Genomic DNA, 18,476 nt, shown 5'->3' with positions numbered 1-18,476 from the left:
GTGGGCAGGATTGAACGCGCCCTCATTAGCGTTTCAGACAAACAAGGCATCGTCGAGTTTTCCCGCGCGCTCTCCCAGCTCGGCATCGAATTGGTTTCCACCGGCGGCACCGCTTCGCTGCTGCGCGAGAACAAGATTCCCGTCAAAGACGTTTCTGAGTTGACTGGCTTTCCGGAAATGATGGACGGCCGGGTCAAGACGCTCCATCCAAAAATCCATGGCGGCATTCTCGCCCTCCGAGACAATCCTGAACATGTTGCCAAGATGAAAGAGCACGGCATCGCGCCCATCGATCTCGTCGTCGTCAATCTCTACCCCTTCGAAGCCACCGTGGCGCGCGGCGCGAGCTTTGAAGAGATCGTCGAGAACATCGACATCGGCGGCCCGAGCATGGTGCGCGCGGCGGCGAAAAATCATCAACATGTCGGCATCGTCGTCGACCCGGCCGATTACGAGCCGATCCTGAACGAACTAAAAGCCAACAACGGCTCGCTGGCGCCCGAAACCCACTTCCGGCTCTTCTGTAAAGCGTTTCAGCATACCGCGCGCTACGACGGCGCGATCTCCAACTACTTCTCGTCATTGGACGATGCAATGCAGCCGCAGCGCTGGGGCAGCACCGTCAATATTCAAGTCAACAAACTTCAAGACATGCGCTACGGCGAGAACCCGCACCAAAGCGCCGCCTTCTACGGCACCAGCGGCGACACCGGCCCGGCCATTGCCAAAGCCAAGCAGTTCCAGGGTAAAGAACTCTCCTTTAATAATATTCTCGACGCCGACGCGGCGCTGAGCACGGTGATGGAATTTGCCGACATCGCCACGGTAGCGATTAAGCACAACAACCCGTGCGGCGTGGCGCTCTCGAAAACCTCGCTCGTCGACTCTTTCCGCAAAGCCAAAGCTTGCGACCCGGTCTCGATCTTTGGCGGTGTGCTCGCGTTCAACCGCCCTGTCGACGAAGAGCTGGCCAAGGAGCTGAAAGATATTTTCCTCGAAATCGTCATCGCGCCGAGCTATACGCCCGAAGCCAAGGCTGTCCTCTCCTCGCAAAAGCGCTTGCTCAACATTCGGCTCCTAGAACTCGACATGAGCCAACCCCAAGGCGGCGGCTACGACGTCCGCCGCGTGCGCGGCGGCGTGCTTTTGCAAGACTGGGACACCGGCACCGTGGACGTGCGCAAGTGCAAGGTCGTAACCAAACGAGTGCCGACCGAAGCGGAGTACCAAGCTTTGGATTTCGCCTGGCGGGTTTGCCGTCACGTAAAATCGAACACCATCGTCTTCGCCTCGCCCGATCAAGTCTTAGGCGTCGGCGCCGGGCAAATGAGCCGCATCGATTCGACCAAGATCGCTGTGCTGCGCGCCGCCACCCACGGCCTCGACCTCAAAGGCTCGGCCGTGGCATCGGACGCTTTCTACCCCTTCCGCGATGGTTTGGATGAAGCCGCCAACGCCGGTGCTAAAGCAGTCATCCAACCCGGCGGCTCGATCAAAGACGAAGAAGTGATCGCCGCGGCCAATGAACACGGCGTCGCGATGGTTTTTACTGGAATGAGGCACTTTCGACACTAGGAAGAAATTCAAAATTAAAAAGTAAGAAAACGGAGGGGCTCAACGAGCATTCGATATCAGCTCCAAGCGCTCCGGTGTCGGCTTTTTTAATTTTTAATTTTGAACTTTTAATTATGCGAATTTTGGTTGTTGGTTCCGGCGGCCGCGAACACGCCCTGGTCTGGAAAATCAGCCAGAGCCCACGCGTGAGCAAGATCTATTGCGCGCCGGGGAGCGCCGGCATCGGCGAAATCGCCGAAAACGTTGCAATAGCCGTGGAGCAAATCGACAAGCTTGCCGATTTTGCCGTCAAAGAAAAAATCGACCTCACGGTCGTCGGTCCCGAGGTTCCACTGACGTTGGGAATCAGCGACTGGTTCGGATCACGCGGTCTGCGAATCTTCGGCCCGAACAAAGCCGCCGCGCAGCTGGAAGGCAGCAAAGCCTTCGCCAAAGCGATCCTCGACGACAACGGTATCCCCACCGCGGCCTTCGGCACATTTACCGATGCGGCCAGCGCGAAAGCCTATCTCGCCCAACAAAAGCCGCCCTATGTCGTCAAAGCCGACGGCCTCGCCGCTGGCAAGGGCGTGCTCATCTGCGCAAACCGGCATGAAGCCGAAGCGGCCATCGACGAGATCCTCGTCAAAAAATCCTTTGGCGACGCCGGTAACAAACTGGTCATTGAAGAATTTCTCGACGGTGAAGAGGCATCATTTATGGTCTTGACCGACGGCGCGCACATATTGCCGCTCGCCTCGTCGCAGGACCACAAGCGTGTTTTCGACAACGATCAGGGCCCCAACACCGGCGGCATGGGCGCCTACTCGCCGGCGCCGGTGATCACGGCGGCGATGCATCAGCGCATCATCGCCGAAGTCTTAAAGCCGCTGCTCGGCGGTTTGAAAAAGCAAAACATTGACTATCGAGGCGTGATCTATGCCGGCTTGATGATCACCAAAACCGGCCCCAAGGTTTTGGAATTCAACGCCCGCTTCGGCGACCCCGAGTGTCAGCCGATCGTGATGCGCTTAAAAAGCGACATCGTGCCGCTGCTCGAAGCCACCATCGATGGCAAGCTCGACCGAGTAAACGCCGAATGGCACGACGAGCCGGCGGTCTGCATCGTCCTCTGTGCCCAGGGCTATCCCGGCAGCTACGACAAAGGCAAAACCATCAGCGGCTTGGCTCAGTTAAAAGATTGGCAGCGCGGCTTTGTCTTCCACGCTGGCACGGCAAAACAAAATGACTCCTGGCAGACCAACGGCGGCCGCGTCTTGGGCGTCACCGCGCGCGGCGCCACCGTCGCCGCCGCCGTAGAGGAGGCCTATCGCGCCGTTGGCCAAATTTCTTGGGACGGCATGCACTATCGGAAAGATATCGCGAAAAGGGCGTTACAGAGCGTCTAGCGTTTCGAGTCTAGCGTCTGGCGTTTAAACCCTGCATTGAGGAACCGGACCGCAAGCTGCAAAGTGAACGACAGAAGTAACGAACTCACCAATACCATCGCCGCACTGAAGCGCGGCGATGTCATCGTTTTCCCCACTGAAACCCTCTACGGCTTGGGCGCCGACGCACTGAACCCTGCGGCGGTCGAGAAGGTGTTTCAACTCAAAGGCCGCGACTTAAACAACCCTTTCCCAGTGCTCGTCGGTGATATCGCCATGCTCGACCGGTTGGTGGCCAGCGTGCCGCCGTTGGCCCAACGGCTCATGGACTACTTCTGGCCCGGTCCGTTGACGATCGTCTTACCAGCGCGCCAAGACATCCCCCGCCCGCTGGTGAGCCGCACCGGCGGCATTGGCGTGCGCATCTCCAGCCAGCCCATCGCCGGAGCGCTAGTCAGATTGCTCGGCCACCCGCTCACCGCCACCAGCGCCAACCCCTCAGGCAAAGAACCCGCGCGAACGTTAAGCGAAGCAAAGCAATATTTCAGCGCCACAGTAGACGTTTTCGTCGACGGCGGCACGCTGACCTCCCAGCGCGGCTCCACCGTCATCGAAGTTGCGGCGGACCACATCAAGATGATTCGCGAAGGTGAAATTAGCGCCAACGCGCTAGAGCGCGTCATTGGCACTGGCAAGGTCGATCACTAGCCCGAATTATTCATGCGACGGGGAAAACCCGTGACACTGTGTCGATCGAAGTGGAACTCTGGAGGAGCGCAGGCATCAGCGCAAATCGTTCGGTTTGATTCGCCGATGCTGGGCATCTCTTCGACCTTTTCACTGCGATTCGCAGAGCAGGGCGACCGCCGGTCGCCCCTACAAGGCGGCGTCGAAGCGGATATCTGTTGCCTTCGCTCCGGAAGAGTTTCACTTCGATCGCGCCGCAGCGATGAATAATCCGGGCCGGCACAGGCGGGCGCGATTAATCGCAACCCTACATGCGATTTTTTTGCGTTCTTTGCGGTTAATTAATTCAACGCTCGGCGCCGAAGACCTCGATCCGCTCGAAGTTATACTGTCCGCCGCTGTTGACGATGGCAAAGCCATCGAACACGTCGTTGCCGCGATCCACGGTGCGAAAAATTTCAGTGCCATCGACTAGCACCTGCATGTTGCCGTCGCGGTCGCGGCGCCATTCGACGTTACGTGCTTTGCCGTCACCCATGCCGGCGGCGCCGTTAAACTTTTCGACGATGGCCGAGCGGCCAGGCGAGAGCCGTATCAATTCCCAGCCTGGTCGCTGTCCGGGATTGTGCGCCAGACGATAACCCCAATCCCTGTCTGTACCTCGAAAGGGTCCAAACTCGATGCGCGAGCCGCTCGGATTGAGCTCGCGGCTTGCCATGCGCACGCGCACGGCGAACGCGTTGCCGATGGCCACCGGCGTGAAAATCTCAGCGGCTACGGTGTTGGCTCGGAATTGAGTTGACGGGCCGCGCTCGAACACGCCCTTTAAAATACCGCCGAGAATTCCTTCAATGACGGAGGGACCGCCAGACCCAGGACCAGTGCCGCCATCGGCTGGGCCAGGACTCACAACGGCATCGCCTCTGCCGGAGGTTTGCAGCCCCAAACCGCGCACGACCCGAAAGTCGCCGCGACTCACCGTCCAAGCCGGGTTGGCCGTGAAATTGCCGTCGCCGAAGTCGTCGAACAACAGCTTCCTTCGCCAAGGCCAATCGTAGGTGTTGACCACGTCTCTGAGCGCGCCCAGGGTCGCCCGATCGGTGCTGCGGTTGCGCTCCGCCTGCTGGATGATTTCCCGCAGCCGATCCACCACCTCCAAGATACGGACGTCCTCAGGCGCAGCTCTGTCCGTTTGTGCCGTGACGGACGCCGGCAGCGCGAAGCAAACCGCGAGTATCACCACCGAAAAGGCAGTAGCCATAGGGTTCGATCTCTCCTAAATGAGAAATGAACGCATTGTAGCGAGTATTCGATAAACCACAAGCAAGGGGCGATTGATAAATCGCCTCTTGCTTGTGGTTGAACTGGAATCCGCCCGGTCGGCGGTCGTTCTCAGCGCGGCGGCAGCGGCGCCGTCGCGGCAAATTTCTTGAAAAACTCGATGATCTCCGGGTCGCGCGGGATGTTGCGCACGAACTTTCCCTGCTCTTCGGGATCGAGCGGAGTTGGATCGTCGCCGCCGGTGAGCCGCTTGTAGTCGGCGGCAAATTGCGGGTCGTCATTAGTCTTGCGCACTGCGTCACGCAATATATCGAGCCGGTCTTTAGGCGTCCCTGGCGGTGCCATCAAGATAGTCCCGACAACGCGAAAGCCCTCGGCCATGGCGATGATTTTTCGCTCGCGATCCGACTTGGCAAAAGTCGACAGCTCGGGCAGCTTCAGATGCGTGAACCGCGGGTCTTTCCTGCCCCGCGGAATCTCGATGGTGAAGTGAAAGTCGGCGAGGTTCTTCGATAGCAAGTCGTTTTGTGTCACCGTCCCGGTGGAGGCGATGCGCGCATCGACCTCACCCGCCGCCATGGCCACGTCGAGGTCTTTGCCTTCGAAGCCAGGAACGATCCGGGGATCCTTCATGTCGAGAAAGTAGGCGGCCATCCGGCTCTGCAAATAGCCGGTGTGGCCCACCGGGTTGCTGCCGATGCGAATGCCAGGGGTGCTGCGCAGCTTGGCCAAGCTATTAATACCCGCGCCTTTTCGGGTCACAAACATATAAAAAAGCTGATGCTCGGTGGCGCCCAAGTAATTCAACTTATCGATGTCGTACTGCACCCCGGTCTCGCCCAGGACCGCATAGGGGATGATGCTGCTGCTAACGCGCAACAATGTCAGTCCATCGGGTTTGACGTTGTTGTAAATGTGATTGACCGCGCGCCGCCCGCCGCCGCCGCCCATGTACTGAAACACAACGGGCGGATTGCCAGGGATATGGCGGGTCAGCCCAAGGGCCAGCGCCCGTGCCCGCAGATCACCCATGCCGCCAGGGCCGGAGCCGACGATCAACAGGAGATGCTTGCCCTGGTAAAAATTGGCTTGGGCAAAGCCAGGCGCCGCATAGAGGGAAATAGCAGCGGACAGCAGCAACACAATTTTTGTCATGGGTCCTTCCTGGGGGATCAAACCGTTCAACCCTGGCGCTCCGTTCAATTCAACCGCCTGGCTCTGCCGGAACCGGAGGTTTGAACTTCTGCCATTACTAATTTCCTACCTCGCGTGGTGGGGGAGTATCAAGATGGGGATGGGGTTTAGCCCGCTGTGCGCAGGACACCGCGGGACGAATCATTGGCACGGCTTAGACCATTTATTGCTACCGCGCCGGCACCGGGCCGGCGGCGTTTAGCTTCTTGAACAGCTCGACGATTTCCGGATCTCGCGGCAGCTCTCTAATTGTCCGTTCCATGTCCTCGCCGAGAATGGGCGAAGGTTCTTCGCCGACCATTTTCTTGTACTCTTTTTGAAACTCCGGATCTTTGTACATGCGCGCCGTGGCTTCACGGAGGGTTTTCACCTGCTCGGCCGGGGTTCCAGGCGGCAGCAGCGACGGCGTTCCCACCTGGCGAAAGGCGCGCACCATCGCCAGCAGTCGCTTCTCGCGCTCGTTTTTGGCGAACTCTTCGATCTCAGGGAGCTTGTCGAACCCCGGCTGTTTCAAACCGCGCGGCACTTCCATGATGGCGTGAATGTTGATCAATCCCTTGGCGAGCCATTCGGCGTTTCGGATCACCAGCGTGTCGGGATTGTTGATACGGCCGTCGATCTCACCGCGCTCAAGCGCCAGGTCGAGCTCGGTACCCGAGTAGCCGACCACCATTTTCGGATCTTTAAAGCCCATGAGCATGGCGAATAACCGGCCGACGAAATAGTTGGAGTGGCCGACGGTCTGCGCGCCGATCCGCACGCCGGTGGCCGAACGCAGCGCTTCGATGTTCTTGAAGCCGGCATCTTTGCGGGTGATGAAAACCCAGTGATAGGTGCTGTGTGGCGAGCCGAGATAGATGAACTTGCCTAAATCGTACTGCGCGCCTTTTTCGCCCAGCAGGGCATTGGCGACCAGGCCGCCGCCGATCCGTCCTATGGTTAGACCATCGGGTTTGGCGTTTCTGTAAATATGATTGGCTGCTTTCATGCCGCCGCCGCCCGGCATGTATTCGGAAATTATGTTGGGCTCGCCCGGCATGTACTTTTTCATGAACGGCATCAGCGCCCGGGTCATCACGTCCGAGCTGCCGCCGGGCTCGGTGCCCTGCACGATGGTAATGGTTTTGTCTTTGTAGAAAGGAGTCTGGCCCAGTGCCGAACTGACCGAGCAGAGAACAATGAGCACGAGAGGCAGTCTCAACAACATAAAACCTCCTTGGCGCCCAGGCCCAGGCTCGTGTTCGTGACCCGCGATCGCCCAAACTCCGATAACGAGAAACGAGCACGAACAACGAGCACGATTTTTAGCGCGGCGGTAATGGTCCCTGATCCGCTAATTTCTTGTAGAGCTCCACGGTTTCCGGATTACGCGGCAGGCTACGGATCGCCTTATCCAATTGCTCTCCGGTTAACGGCGTAGCATCCGTGGACATCAGCTTTTTGAACTCCTTATGAAACTCCGGATCTTTCAACGCGTTGGCCATCGCCCCGCGCAGCGTCGCAACGATGTCTTTCGGCGTCGCCGGCGGCAAAAGGTAAGGCCAGCGTGGGTAGAGAAAGGTGCGAAACAAGTCGATCAACTGGCGCTCCTTGTCGCTCTTGGCGAAGGTGTCGAGCTCCGGCGCTTTCGGTAACCCCTGCGCATAGCGGCCTTTGGGGATGCTGATGGAGGCATGAGACTGCAGCTCGCCCTTGTCCATGTCACCGCGGCTGCGCGATAGGATCGTGTCCGCGCCGTTAGCGCGCACATCGACTTCGCCGTTGGCCAACGCGGCATCCAGCTCAATCCCGCCGTAGCCCAAGACCATGCGCGGTTCTCTCAAACCCAGCACATAGGCGAACAGCCGCCCGCTCACGTAAATCGGATGGCCCACCGCCTGGGCACCGATGCGCACACCGGTGGCAGCGCGCAATTTGTCGATAGTTTGAAAGCCACCCTTGTTGCGGCTGACAAACACGTAGGGGTCGCCGCTTTCGGTGGAGCCTAAGTACACCAATTTATCGATGTCGTATTGCGTGCCGGCCAACTCGAGAATATGGCCAGCGACCAGGCCCGCGCCCACGGCGCCGATCGACAAGCCATCGGGCTTCGCTGTCAAATAGATATAGTTGGCCGCTTTGCGCCCAGCGGCACCCGGCATGTTCTCCACGATGATCGTCGGGTTGCCGGGAATATGTTTTTTCAAATAGGGAATCAGCGCCCGCGCCTGCATGTCGCCGGTGCCGCCCGGCTCACCGCCGCGAATGATCTTGATGGTCTTGCCTTGGAAGTAGGGCGTTTGGGAAAAGGCGGGGATTGGAAAAGTGACAAGGAGTAATGTGAATGTGACTAGTTTGAGTTGATGCGTCAGTGGGACCATGCAAGCGCCTTTTCTATTTTGGATTTTGGATTGTCGGAAGGGGCCAGTCAAGATCGACTCAACTAGGGAGTGTGAGACATAAAGGGGAGATCAGTAATCCGACAATCCAAAATCGAAAATCCAAAATTGTCTTATCCAAAGAGGATTCCCGCCGGCCAGCGCGTCTCGAGCATATACTCAAACAACCCCCAGAGCATGGCGTAGGCGCAGACACCGAGGATCAGCGAGGTGTACCATTTTTCGCCACCTTCGATGAGGGCGTAGAGAAATACTAACAACGGCAATGCGTAGACAATACCGATGAGCCAGATACCAATCGCGCCGCCGATGAACCAGGCAAAGTAGGCGATGGTGCGCTGCCGCTCGGTAGCTTCGTCCAGATCGGCGCTGCCGGTATCGTCCATTTCAACGCCGGAAGTAGCGACCCTTCGCTCATATCCAGTAAACTCGCGGTAGAGCTGAACGATCACCATGATCAACCCAGGTATCGCCGCAACGTAGACCGGCATGATCTTGGCGATGTTCGGCCAGTCCCAGCCGCTCACCGTCGCAATGGCGAAAATCGCCAAGAGAAATAGCGCAAAATTAGTTCTCATCGCCCGACCTCCCCACCGCACCGCTAAAAGTTGCTTCCGAGTCTTTTTCGCTCGCTCGCATCTTGCCGCGCAGTGTGAAGAACAGCGACACCGCGGCGATGATGAAGATCACGATGACGCCCGGCCGGGCGAGCCAGGTAAAGCCGTAGCTCGCCACCGAGCGGTAGAGATATTTTTCCATCAGGTCGCCAAGCACCAAACCCAGAATCATCGCCGGACGCGGATAACCGGCGCGGCGCATGAAATAGCCCAAAAAGCCGAAGCCGACGACCACCAGCAGATCCAAGGGGTCGCGGTTAACACTATAGGCACCCATCAAGATGAACAGGAACATGATCGGCACCATGAAGCTGTAACGGACCTCGGCAAGCTTGGCGAGTTGGGCGGCCAAGCAGAACCCGACGAGGGTGCCGGCGATGCCGGCGATGCCCTGGATCCAGATCACGCTATAGATGACTTCGGGATTTTTCTTGATCATCTCGGGACCTGGCACAAAGCCCCAGGCGAGCAGGGCGACGATGAATAGCGCGGTGCTCACGCCCTGGGGGAATCCGAGCAGCAGCGTCGTCACAAGATCGCCGCCGTCCTTGGCGTCGTTGGCGCTTTCCGGGGCGATGACGCCGCGCACGTCACCGGTGCCAAAAGTCTGCCGCCCGCCTTTGCAGCTCTGCGCCGCATGGCCGTAGGCGAGCCAATCGACCACCTGCGAGCCCAAGCCAGGCACGATGCCCACCCAGACACCAACGAAACTACAACGTACCACGAGCCACCATTCTTTAATTGTGTCTTTGACGCCGTCAAACAAGCTGCCCTTGAGCGGGGCCGGCTGCTGTTCGACGCCCAATTTGGTCAAGGCGAGATCGAGCGCGGAAGGAACGCCGAAGAGCGCCAGTGCCATGATGCTGATCGACATGCCGTCGAGCAGGTAAGGCTGATCGTAGACAAAACGCATGACGCCGCTTTGCGCCTGTTGGCCGACCGTGGCGAGCAGCAAGCCCAACGCCGTAGCGATTAATCCCTTCAGCGGCCGCTTGCCGGCGAGCACGGCGACCATGCTCAAGCCCCAGAGCATGATGACGAACAGCTCCGGCGAGCCCATGAGGTAGATCAACGGCTTTGCCGCCGGGACAGCGACGATGAGTGTCGCCGTGCCGATCAGACAACCAAGGCCGCCGGCCATGAACGATGCGCCCAAGGCGCGCCGCGCTTCGCCGCGCTTGCCCATCGGATAACCGTCGAGCACGGTGGCCTGCGAGCCGGAGCCGCCGGGGATGCCAAATAGGATCGGCAAATAGGCCGCGCAGATCGCGCTCACCGAGCTGGCGCCGATCAACAGCGCGATGCCGGTGAGCGGCTCCCATTTGATCACTACAGGTAGAAGAATGGCGTAGACTAGCGGTATACCCAAGCCCTGAGGCGCGACGGCGGTGAAGGTGCCGATGCTGACGCCAATCATCATGGCCAGGAACACCTTCAACTGCAGGATGTTCATGAAGCCTTTGATAGCGGCGTCGAATAACGAAGCTTCCATGGGAGTTGTCCTTTACAATTGTGCGGCGGCCACCTGGCCGTTTCGCGGCTCATCTCCCATATCAAATCCGGCGGGAAGATGCATCAGGTACTTCGGATTTAAAATCAACGCTCTTTGTCTCTTCACCCGCGACGCAGTGGTAGGGGGGCTTGAACGGCGCGAAGCGATTGAACGGTTTGAACTATTTGAACCCCGTCGCGCGCTAGCGCGACGGTAATGGCCGCGCCCCCGCGAGGTCTTTTAACAAAGCAACCACTTCCGGATCGCGCGGCATGTCCTTGATCGCCTTCGCCAAATCCTCGGGCATCAGCGGTTCGGCGTCATCGCCGACCAGTTTCAAGAATTCTTTATGAAACTCCGGGTCCTTGTAGGTCTTGCGGAACGCCTCCTGCAAAATATCGACGCGATCCTTCGGCGTGCCCGGCGGCAGCATGTAGGGCGAGCCGACCAGCCGAAAGACGCGCCACATGTTGACCAGCTTGCGCTCCTTGGCGTTTCTCGCGAAGGTTTCGATCTCCGGCAAGTGGCCGAGCTTGTCATGCTTCACTCCTTTGGGCACTTCCAGGATCGAATGAAAATTCATCACGCCTTTGTCGAGCCAATCCGGATTGCGCCGCAGCACCGACGAAGCGTTATTAGAGCGTGCGTCGAGCTCGCCGCGCATCAGCGCCGCGTCGACCTCCGGCGCCGTATACCCGGCGATGAACTGCGGCTGCTTCAAACCGAACAGATACGCGAATAACCTCCCGGCAATATAAGAAACATGGCCCACCGACTGCGCGCCGATGCGGATGCCGCTGATCGCGCGCAGATTCTCGACGCTGGTCGCGCCCAACTCTTTACGGCTATAGATCGTGTAGTGATTGGTGCTCTCCGGTGAGCCCAGTTGAATGAACTTGTCGATGTCATACAGGACGCCGCTCTCGCCCATCACCTGCAGGCCAACGATGCCGCCGCTCAGCGCGCCTATCGTCAAACCGTCCGGCTTGGCGTTGCGGTAGAGATAGTTCGCTCCCTTGCGCCCGCCGCCACCGTCTATGTATTCCATAATGATCGTCGGGTTGCCGGGGATATGTTTCTTCAGCGTGGGCACCAGAGCTTTGACACGCAAATCGCCGGTACCGCCCGGCGCCGTGCTGGCGATCATGGTGATGGTCTTGCCTTGGTAAAAAGGCTGCTGGGCAACGACGGAACTGTTCGAGAACAATAGCACCGCACTGATAACAAGTAGCCGGAACATGTTTCCTCTTCTACCTTAGCGCAAATTTCCAGCCGTTAGCGCGGCGGCAACGGCCCCGCCCCAGCAAATTTCTTGAACAACTCGATCGTTTCCGGATCGCGCGGCAGTTCGCGGACCGCCTTTTCGTTGGCGTCCGGCATCAACGGCGTCGGATCTTCGCCGACCACTTTGTTATACTCTTTGTAAAATTCTTTGTCGTTGAAGGTTCTGACCAATGCAGTTTTGAGCATCGCGATGCGCTCGGGCGGCGTCCCCGGAGGCAGGATAAACGGCGAGCCGGCGAGGCGAAAAGTGCGGAACATGGTCAGGAGCTTGCGCTCCCGCTCGTTCTTTATGAAACCGTCGATCTCCGGCAAGTAGGAAAATTGCGGGTGCTTCACCTCGCGCGGTATCGCCACGATCACGTGCAAGTCGACGAGCTTTTTGTCGAGCCATTCTTTGTTGCGCGCCAGCAAATCATCGGATGACACCACCGCATCGATCTCCCCTTGCATCAACGCCACGTCGCGCTCAGGAATCGAGAAACCGGTCACGTCCTTGTGGTTTTTCGTGCCGATGAGCCAACTGACGATGCGAGCGATATTATAGTTGGTGTGGCCGACGTTCTGCGAGCCGAAGCGGACGCTGCCGGCGTCGCGCAACTTATCGAGGGTATTCCAGCCCGCCTGGCGCCGAGAAATCAAGACATAGTGGGTGGCGCTGTAGGGCGAGCCGATAAACGGCATCTTGCCCAGATCGTACTGCACGCCCGATTCGCCCAGCGCCGCGTTGGCGATGACACCGCCGCCGACGTTGCCGATGGTCAGCCCATCCGGCTTGGCGTTGTTATAAATGTAATTGGCCGCCTTGCGCCCGCCGCCGCCATCCATGAAATCGTGCACGATGGCCGGATTGCCGGGCAGATATTTTTTCAGAAACGGCGCCACCGCTCGCACGCGCAAGTCGCCCGAGCCGCCGGCGGCCCGGCCATGCACGATGGTCAGCGCCTTGTCTTTATAAAATGGCGCTTGGGTAAGCCCTTCCTGGGGTAGGGAAGCCATGGCGATTGCCAGGCCCAGGAACAACGTCAGTCTCTTTGGATTCATCGAGTGCTCCTTGTGATGAGTTATGGGGTCACGATCATTAGACGATCATAAATGTCGCAAGCTAATACCGGAATTTCCACGTTGTTTCAACGCGGTGGAATAGAACCTGCCCCGGCGAACTTTTTGTAAAGCTCGACGGTCTCTTTATCCCTCGGCAATTCGCGGATCGATTTTTCGTTTTCCTCCGGCATGAGCGGACTCGGGTCATCGCCCACCAGCTTGCGATACTCCTGGACAAAGGCCGGATCTTTGAAAGCTTTGCGCAGCGCTTCCTTGATAATTTCGATGCGCTCCTTGGGCATGGCCGGCGGCAGAATAAACGGCGCGCCGGTCAAACTGAAGTTGCGGTACATGGTGACGATCCTGCGCTCGCGCTCGTTTTTGGCGAATCCGTCGAGCTCCGGCACGTTGTGAAAAGTCGGATGCTTCAAGTCACGCGGCACCGCGAGGATGACCTGGACATCGACCAAGCGCTTCTCCAGCCACTCCGGCAGCACGCCGCTATCGGAGACCGCGTAGCCATCGATCTCGCCGTTGATCAAAGCGGCGCGCCGCTCCGGGTTGGTAAAGCCGATCACTTCCTTGGTGTCTTTGAGGCCCAAGAGCCAAGTCATGATGCGGCCGATGGTGTAATTGCTGTGGCCGACCGCTTGGGAGCCGATCCGCAGGCCGGTCGCTTGACGCAGCTTGTCGAGCGTCGTTAAGCCGGATTCGCGCCGCGTGATCAGCACATAGTGGCTGGCGCTATACGGCGTGCCGACGAAGTGCAGCTTGTCGAGATCGTACTGCACACCGGTCTCACCAAGCAGGGCGCTCGCCACCACCCCGCCGCCAACGCTGCCGATGGTCAGACCATCGGGCTTCGCCGTGTTGTAAATATAGTTGGCCGCCTTGCGCCCGCCGGCGCCGTCCATGTACTCCTGCACAATGTTCGGGTTACCCGGAATATACTTTTGCAGGAACGGCACCACCGCGCGGGCGCGAAAGTCGCCCGAGCCGCCGGTGGATCGGCCGTGCACCAGCGTGATGGTCTTGCCTTTGTAGAAATCGGCCTGGGCGTAAACCGGAGCTACAAATCTGCCGCACGCGACGCTGCATGCCGCCCACGTGGCGACCAATAATCCGACAACGATTGTGCGCCCTGTCATAACAGCCTCCTTGGTTAGTTCTGCAAAAACGCTCTCATCCGCTGAATCGCTTCCGCAGGTTGAACCAGTTCTTTTACCAGCGCGTCCATTTCATCGCCGCTCACGGTCGCGGCTTCGAGGCCCTTCTTGCGGGCGTCGGCCAGGACGTCGGGGTCGCTCAAAACTTTTGTAAACGCCGAGCGCAGAATTTTCATGCGCTCCACCGCAATGCGGGGCGGTCCGAAAAACGGCCGGCCCATGTCATCTGGCGCGAGCAAGACTCGGGTGAGTCCGCGCAGGGCTTGATTCTTATTGTGTTTGTCCAAGAGCTCCCAGATCGTCGGCACATCGGGCAGCCGAGGATCGCGCTTGGGGCCGCCCTGGGCGAGGACTCGGACAAAGCCGTTTTTCATCCAAGTGCGGCCCGGCTCACTGCCGAAACTCGCTTGCACGGTGCCGCCCCAGCAATGCACCTCGCCGCGCTCGAGCGCCAAATTGACATCGCTGGAGCCCTGATAGCCGGTGATTAAATTGAGCTTGAAACCGACGATCTCGCCCAACAACTTGGGCCAATAGTAGCTCGCGGTGCCCAGGCCGGTAACGCCGCACTTTGCCGGCTCAGCGGCTGTGCGCAAATCTTCGATGGTCTTGTAGGGTGTATCCGCGCGGATGTAAAAAATCCGCGCGGTGCGCTCCGGCGAGCCCAAATAGGACAGCTTGAACCAATCGTACTGAACCTCTTTGCGCCCGAGCAGCTGCTCGGTGTAGAGGCCGGGAGTCACGGTTGCGAAGGTCAAGCCATCGGCCTTGGCCACGTTGTGGACATAATTGGCCGCCACCATCGAGCCACCGCCGCTCATGTTTTGCACCACGAAAGTAGGGTTGCCAGGAATGTACTTGCCCATCTGAGTGGCGATCACCCGGGCCCATAAATCGTAGGAGCCGCCGGGCGTAAAACCGACGAGAAAGCGCACCGTTTTGCCCTCGAAGAAATTGCCTTGGCCATAGGCGGCAGCCGCGAAGCACATCGTTGCCGCCGACAACATTACTGCCACCATCCTGTGCCGATGCATGATCGACCTCCGAAGGACTGTGAAACTATTTCTAACGTCGCTGCACGCTCTATTTCGCCATAAGCACTTTCACTCGCTCGATGACTTCCGCCGGTTGGCTCATCACTTGGCGCGCGAGCTTCTCCAACTCTTCACCCCTTGTGGGCTCGACTTCGAGGCCGCGCTTCTTCACATCGCCGCGAAAGGCCGGATCATCCATGAGTTTCACGAAGGACTCGCGCAGCGTTCGCAGTCGCTCGGCGGGAATCCCAGGCGGCAGCAAATAAGGCCGGCCAAGCTCCCCGGAGGCGAGCGCAACATTGGCGAAGCGGCGGGTGATCTGGTCAGTCTTAAACTCGTCCATCAGCTCGCCCAAGGTCGGCACCTGCGCCAGGCGTTCATCCCGCTTGCGACCGGTCTGAATCAGCACATGGGCGAAGCCTTTGGCATGCCAGCCGCGATAGGGCTCGCCGCTGAACCACGCCGCCAGCGTGTTGGCGCGGCACTGGGCTTCATTTTTTTCGAAGGCGAGATCCATTTCCGGTCCGCCCGGATAGCCGACGATCTGATCGAATTTGGTGCCGATGGCTTCGTTCACAAGCTTGGGCACGTAATGGCCCACGGTGCCGCTGCCGGTGGCGGTGCATTTGGGCGGCGGCGTCAGTTGGCGCACGTCGTAAATAGTTTTGAACGGCGTGTCGGAGCGCACGTAAATCAGGACATCCGAGCGATCGACGCTGCCGATCCAGTTATACTTGGCAAAATCGAAGCGCACTTCCGGACGCGCGGCCAGTTGGTTGAAATAGATGCTCGGCACAATCGACGTGACCGTCAAACCGTCGGGCTTGGCCATGTTGTAGAGATGGTTGGCGGCGATGAGCGAGCCGGCACCCGGCATGTTTTGCACGATGATGTTGGGATGACCGGGGATATGTTTGCCCCAATGCTGGGCGATCAGCCGGGCGTGGGCGTCGTACTGGCTGCCGGGGGTTGTTCCCGCCACCAGCGTGATGGTCTTGTCCTTGTAGAAGCTGGTTTGCGCCGGTGCCGACGCTACTCCCAGCAACAAGAAAAAAACAGCGAGTGATCTTCGCAGCACAACTCCTCCTCGCGGCCCTGTCTGGGCGTTCGACCCTATGTGCTGGTTCGATCGCGGCGCGCTAGCGCGGTGGCAACGGTCCGGCGCCGGATAGTTTTCTCAGCAGATCCTGCACCTCCGCGTCACGCGGCATCTCGCGCACGAGCCGGGTCAATTCCGCTCCGCCCATCGGCGATGGCTCGTCCTCCACGAGCTTGCGAAAATATTTCGGAAACTCCGGGTCTTTGAAAATCTTGCCCATCGCCTCTTCGAGGATGGCGACGCGATCCTTAGGCACGCCCGGCGGCAGGATATAGGGCGAGCCGACGCCGCGAAAGGCGCGCCAGACGGCGAGCACTTTTCTCTCGCGGTCGTTCTTGGCGAAGCTTTCAATCTCGGGCAGGTGGGCGAGCTTGGGGAACTTTAACCCTTTGGGGATTTCCATGATGGCGTGGAAGTGCATGATCTTTTTGTCGAGCCACTCCGGGTTGCGGCGCAGCGCCGAGACTGCGGAATTGGCCCGGGCGTCGACCTCGCCGCTCATCAGCGCCACGTCCACTTCGGGGGAAGTGTAGCCAACGACGAATTTGGGATCCTTCAAGTCCATCAAGTGGGCAAACAAGCGCCCCGCGACGTAAGAGGTGTGGCCGACGGTTTGGCCGCCGATGCGGATGCCGGCTTTAGCGCGTAATTTTTCCAGGGTGTCGAGGCCGAGGTCGGCTCGGGTGTAGAGGATCGCGTGGTTCTCATTCTCAGGTGTGCCCAGGTAGGTGAACTTGTCGACGTCGTAGCTGACCCCTTGCTCACGCATGATGCCCAGGGCGACGATGCCGCCACTGGCCGCTCCAATGGTGAGGCCGTCGGGTTTGGCGCTGTTGTAGAGCTGGTTGGCGCCTTTGCGCCCGCCGCCGCCGTCGACGTACTCCATGACGACGTTGGGATTGCCGGCGATATGTTTGCGCAGGAAGGGGACCATCGCCTTGATGCGCAGATCGCCGCTGCCGCCGGGGGCGGTGGTGGCGATCAGCGTGACAGTCTTGCCTTCGTAGAAGTTGGCCTGGGATTGAGCCGGCGCGGGTGCGATCAATAGTAAGAGGACGCAACCGACAAGCACGAGTGCTTTCATCATAGAGCCTCCATTGCGACTGTAACTCGTTCAATCGGTTTCGCTCCGCCGCTCCGACAACGGCTTGAACGGAGCGGCAGCGGTTGAACGGATTGAACGGTTTGAACCCCTTTTCCAACTACCGTGGCGGCAGCTTCTTCGGCCCCGCGATGATTTTAAACAACTCGATGGCCTCCGCATCCCGCGGTATTTCCCGGATCGCCTTCTCGTGGTTTTCCGGCAAAAGCGGCGACGGATCGTCACCGGTGGTTTTGTGATAAGACTTGGCGAACTCGGGGTCTAAATAAGTCTTGCGGAAGGCGTCTTTCAAGATGTCGAAACGGTCCTTCGGCGTCCCGGGAGGTAAAATGAACGGCGTGCCAGTGACGCGAAAGCCGCGCTGCAGGGCGAGCATTTTGCGTTCCTTGTCGTTCTTGGCAAAGGTCTCGATCTCCGGGAGCTTGGCGAAGAAGGGATGCGGATGCCGGTCGCCTTTGGGAGTTTCCATGATGGCGTGAAAATCAACCAATCCCTTGTCAATAAAATCACGGTTACGCTGCAACACCGTATCGGGACCGCTCGCCCGACCGTCGATCTCGCCGCGCATAACCGCCGGATCGAGCTCGGCGCCGCCGAAGGCAGCGATGAACAGCGGATCTTTGAGTCCCAGCATATAGCCAAAAAGCCGGCCTTCATTGTAGGTGGAAAAACCCAGCGACTGGCCGCCAATCTTGACACCGGTGGCGGCGCGTAGTTTTCCCAGGCTGTTCCAGCCAGCGTCGCGGCGGGTAAAGAACACCGAATGGTAGGTACTATAGGGCGAGCCCAAATAATGGAATTTGTCGATATCGTATAACACGCCCGATTCACCGAGTACGGCGAGCGAAACCATCCCCGAGCTTAAGTTGCCGATCGTTAATCCGTCCGGCTTGGCGCTTCGATAGACATGATTGGCCGCCTTGCGGCTGCCGCCGCCGGGCATGAACTCCATGATGATCTGCGGATTGCCCGGAATGTATTTTGCAGAAACGGCACCAGCGCGCGCACGCGCAGATCGCCGGTGCCGCCCGGGTCGCGGCCTTGAACGATGGTGATCGTCTTGCCTTGGTAAAACGGCGTCTGGGCAACCACCGATTGCGGCAGTGACAGGAACAATGCCAACGTCGCGAGCACGCTAAAGAGTAGATTCATGCCAACC

The 18,476-nt window shown here is 59.1% G+C and carries 17 protein-coding genes; 3 read left to right on the top strand and 14 right to left on the bottom strand.

All coding sequences use genetic code 11. The annotated features are described in order from the left end of the window. From purH to FJ145_00945, 3 genes are all read left to right on the top strand, one after another. Positions 1–1,575 (top strand): bifunctional phosphoribosylaminoimidazolecarboxamide formyltransferase/IMP cyclohydrolase, encoded by a 1,575-nt coding sequence (gene purH, locus FJ145_00955; GenBank protein MBM4259993.1) that lies wholly within the window; start codon positions 1–3, stop codon positions 1,573–1,575. A 113-nt stretch (positions 1,576–1,688) separates the two neighbouring features. Beyond that, a complete protein-coding gene (gene purD, locus FJ145_00950) occupies positions 1,689–2,963 on the top strand; it encodes a phosphoribosylamine--glycine ligase (GenBank protein MBM4259992.1) in 1,275 nt (424 codons plus the stop codon). A gap of 36 nt (positions 2,964–2,999) precedes the next feature. Then, positions 3,000–3,650 carry a threonylcarbamoyl-AMP synthase gene (locus FJ145_00945; protein MBM4259991.1) on the top strand — a complete coding sequence of 217 codons (651 nt, stop codon included), beginning with the start codon at positions 3,000–3,002 and terminating at the stop codon, positions 3,648–3,650. Between the two features lie 325 nt (positions 3,651–3,975). Here the strand turns inward: FJ145_00945 and FJ145_00940 are convergent, their stop codons facing one another. The 14 genes from FJ145_00940 to FJ145_00875 all read right to left on the bottom strand — a co-directional run bounded on the left by FJ145_00940 (position 3,976) and on the right by FJ145_00875 (position 18,469). After that, entirely contained in the window at positions 3,976–4,890 is a 915-nt protein-coding gene (locus tag FJ145_00940; protein ID MBM4259990.1) for a hypothetical protein, read from the bottom strand. Positions 4,891–5,021: 131 nt separating this feature from the next. Further along, on the bottom strand, positions 5,022–6,065 hold the full coding sequence (locus tag FJ145_00935) for a hypothetical protein (protein ID MBM4259989.1): 1,044 nt from the start codon (positions 6,063–6,065) through the stop codon (positions 5,022–5,024). Between the two features lie 208 nt (positions 6,066–6,273). After that, the gene (locus FJ145_00930; GenBank protein MBM4259988.1) at positions 6,274–7,311 is read right to left on the bottom strand and encodes a hypothetical protein; all 1,038 of its coding nucleotides are present in this window, start codon (positions 7,309–7,311) and stop codon (positions 6,274–6,276) included. A 97-nt stretch (positions 7,312–7,408) separates the two neighbouring features. After that, complete coding sequence (locus FJ145_00925) at positions 7,409–8,464, bottom strand: hypothetical protein (protein ID MBM4259987.1); 1,056 nt, start codon at positions 8,462–8,464, stop codon at positions 7,409–7,411. Between the two features lie 131 nt (positions 8,465–8,595). Then, a complete protein-coding gene (locus tag FJ145_00920; protein MBM4259986.1) occupies positions 8,596–9,060 on the bottom strand; it encodes a hypothetical protein in 465 nt (154 codons plus the stop codon). Further along, a complete protein-coding gene (locus tag FJ145_00915) occupies positions 9,050–10,591 on the bottom strand; it encodes a tripartite tricarboxylate transporter permease (protein MBM4259985.1) in 1,542 nt (513 codons plus the stop codon). The genes FJ145_00920 and FJ145_00915 overlap by 11 nt, the downstream gene beginning before the upstream one ends. A 202-nt stretch (positions 10,592–10,793) precedes the next feature. Continuing rightward, positions 10,794–11,831 (bottom strand): hypothetical protein, encoded by a 1,038-nt coding sequence (locus tag FJ145_00910; GenBank protein MBM4259984.1) that lies wholly within the window; start codon positions 11,829–11,831, stop codon positions 10,794–10,796. Between the two features lie 35 nt (positions 11,832–11,866). Then, positions 11,867–12,916 (bottom strand): hypothetical protein, encoded by a 1,050-nt coding sequence (locus FJ145_00905; GenBank protein MBM4259983.1) that lies wholly within the window; start codon positions 12,914–12,916, stop codon positions 11,867–11,869. Between the two features lie 86 nt (positions 12,917–13,002). After that, positions 13,003–14,064: a hypothetical protein gene (locus tag FJ145_00900; protein MBM4259982.1), complete on the bottom strand. Its 1,062-nt coding sequence runs from the start codon at positions 14,062–14,064 to the stop codon at positions 13,003–13,005. Between the two features lie 14 nt (positions 14,065–14,078). Further along, complete coding sequence (locus FJ145_00895; protein MBM4259981.1) at positions 14,079–15,116, bottom strand: hypothetical protein; 1,038 nt, start codon at positions 15,114–15,116, stop codon at positions 14,079–14,081. A 49-nt stretch (positions 15,117–15,165) separates the two neighbouring features. Beyond that, positions 15,166–16,233, bottom strand: a complete 1,068-nt coding sequence (locus FJ145_00890) for a hypothetical protein (protein MBM4259980.1) — start codon at positions 16,231–16,233, stop codon at positions 15,166–15,168. Positions 16,234–16,255: 22 nt separating this feature from the next. Then, positions 16,256–17,302, bottom strand: a complete 1,047-nt coding sequence (locus FJ145_00885) for a hypothetical protein (protein ID MBM4259979.1) — start codon at positions 17,300–17,302, stop codon at positions 16,256–16,258. Between the two features lie 115 nt (positions 17,303–17,417). Beyond that, positions 17,418–18,269: a hypothetical protein gene (locus FJ145_00880; protein MBM4259978.1), complete on the bottom strand. Its 852-nt coding sequence runs from the start codon at positions 18,267–18,269 to the stop codon at positions 17,418–17,420. Continuing rightward, a complete protein-coding gene (locus tag FJ145_00875) occupies positions 18,194–18,469 on the bottom strand; it encodes a hypothetical protein (GenBank protein MBM4259977.1) in 276 nt (91 codons plus the stop codon). The genes FJ145_00880 and FJ145_00875 overlap by 76 nt, the downstream gene beginning before the upstream one ends. Between the last annotated feature and the right edge of the window lie 7 nt (positions 18,470–18,476).

The sequence above is a fragment of the Deltaproteobacteria bacterium genome, from assembly GCA_016874755.1.
In the GTDB taxonomy this organism is placed as follows: Bacteria; Desulfobacterota; Binatia; order UBA9968; family UBA9968; genus DP-20.
This window is presented reverse-complemented; position numbering and strand designations above follow the sequence as displayed.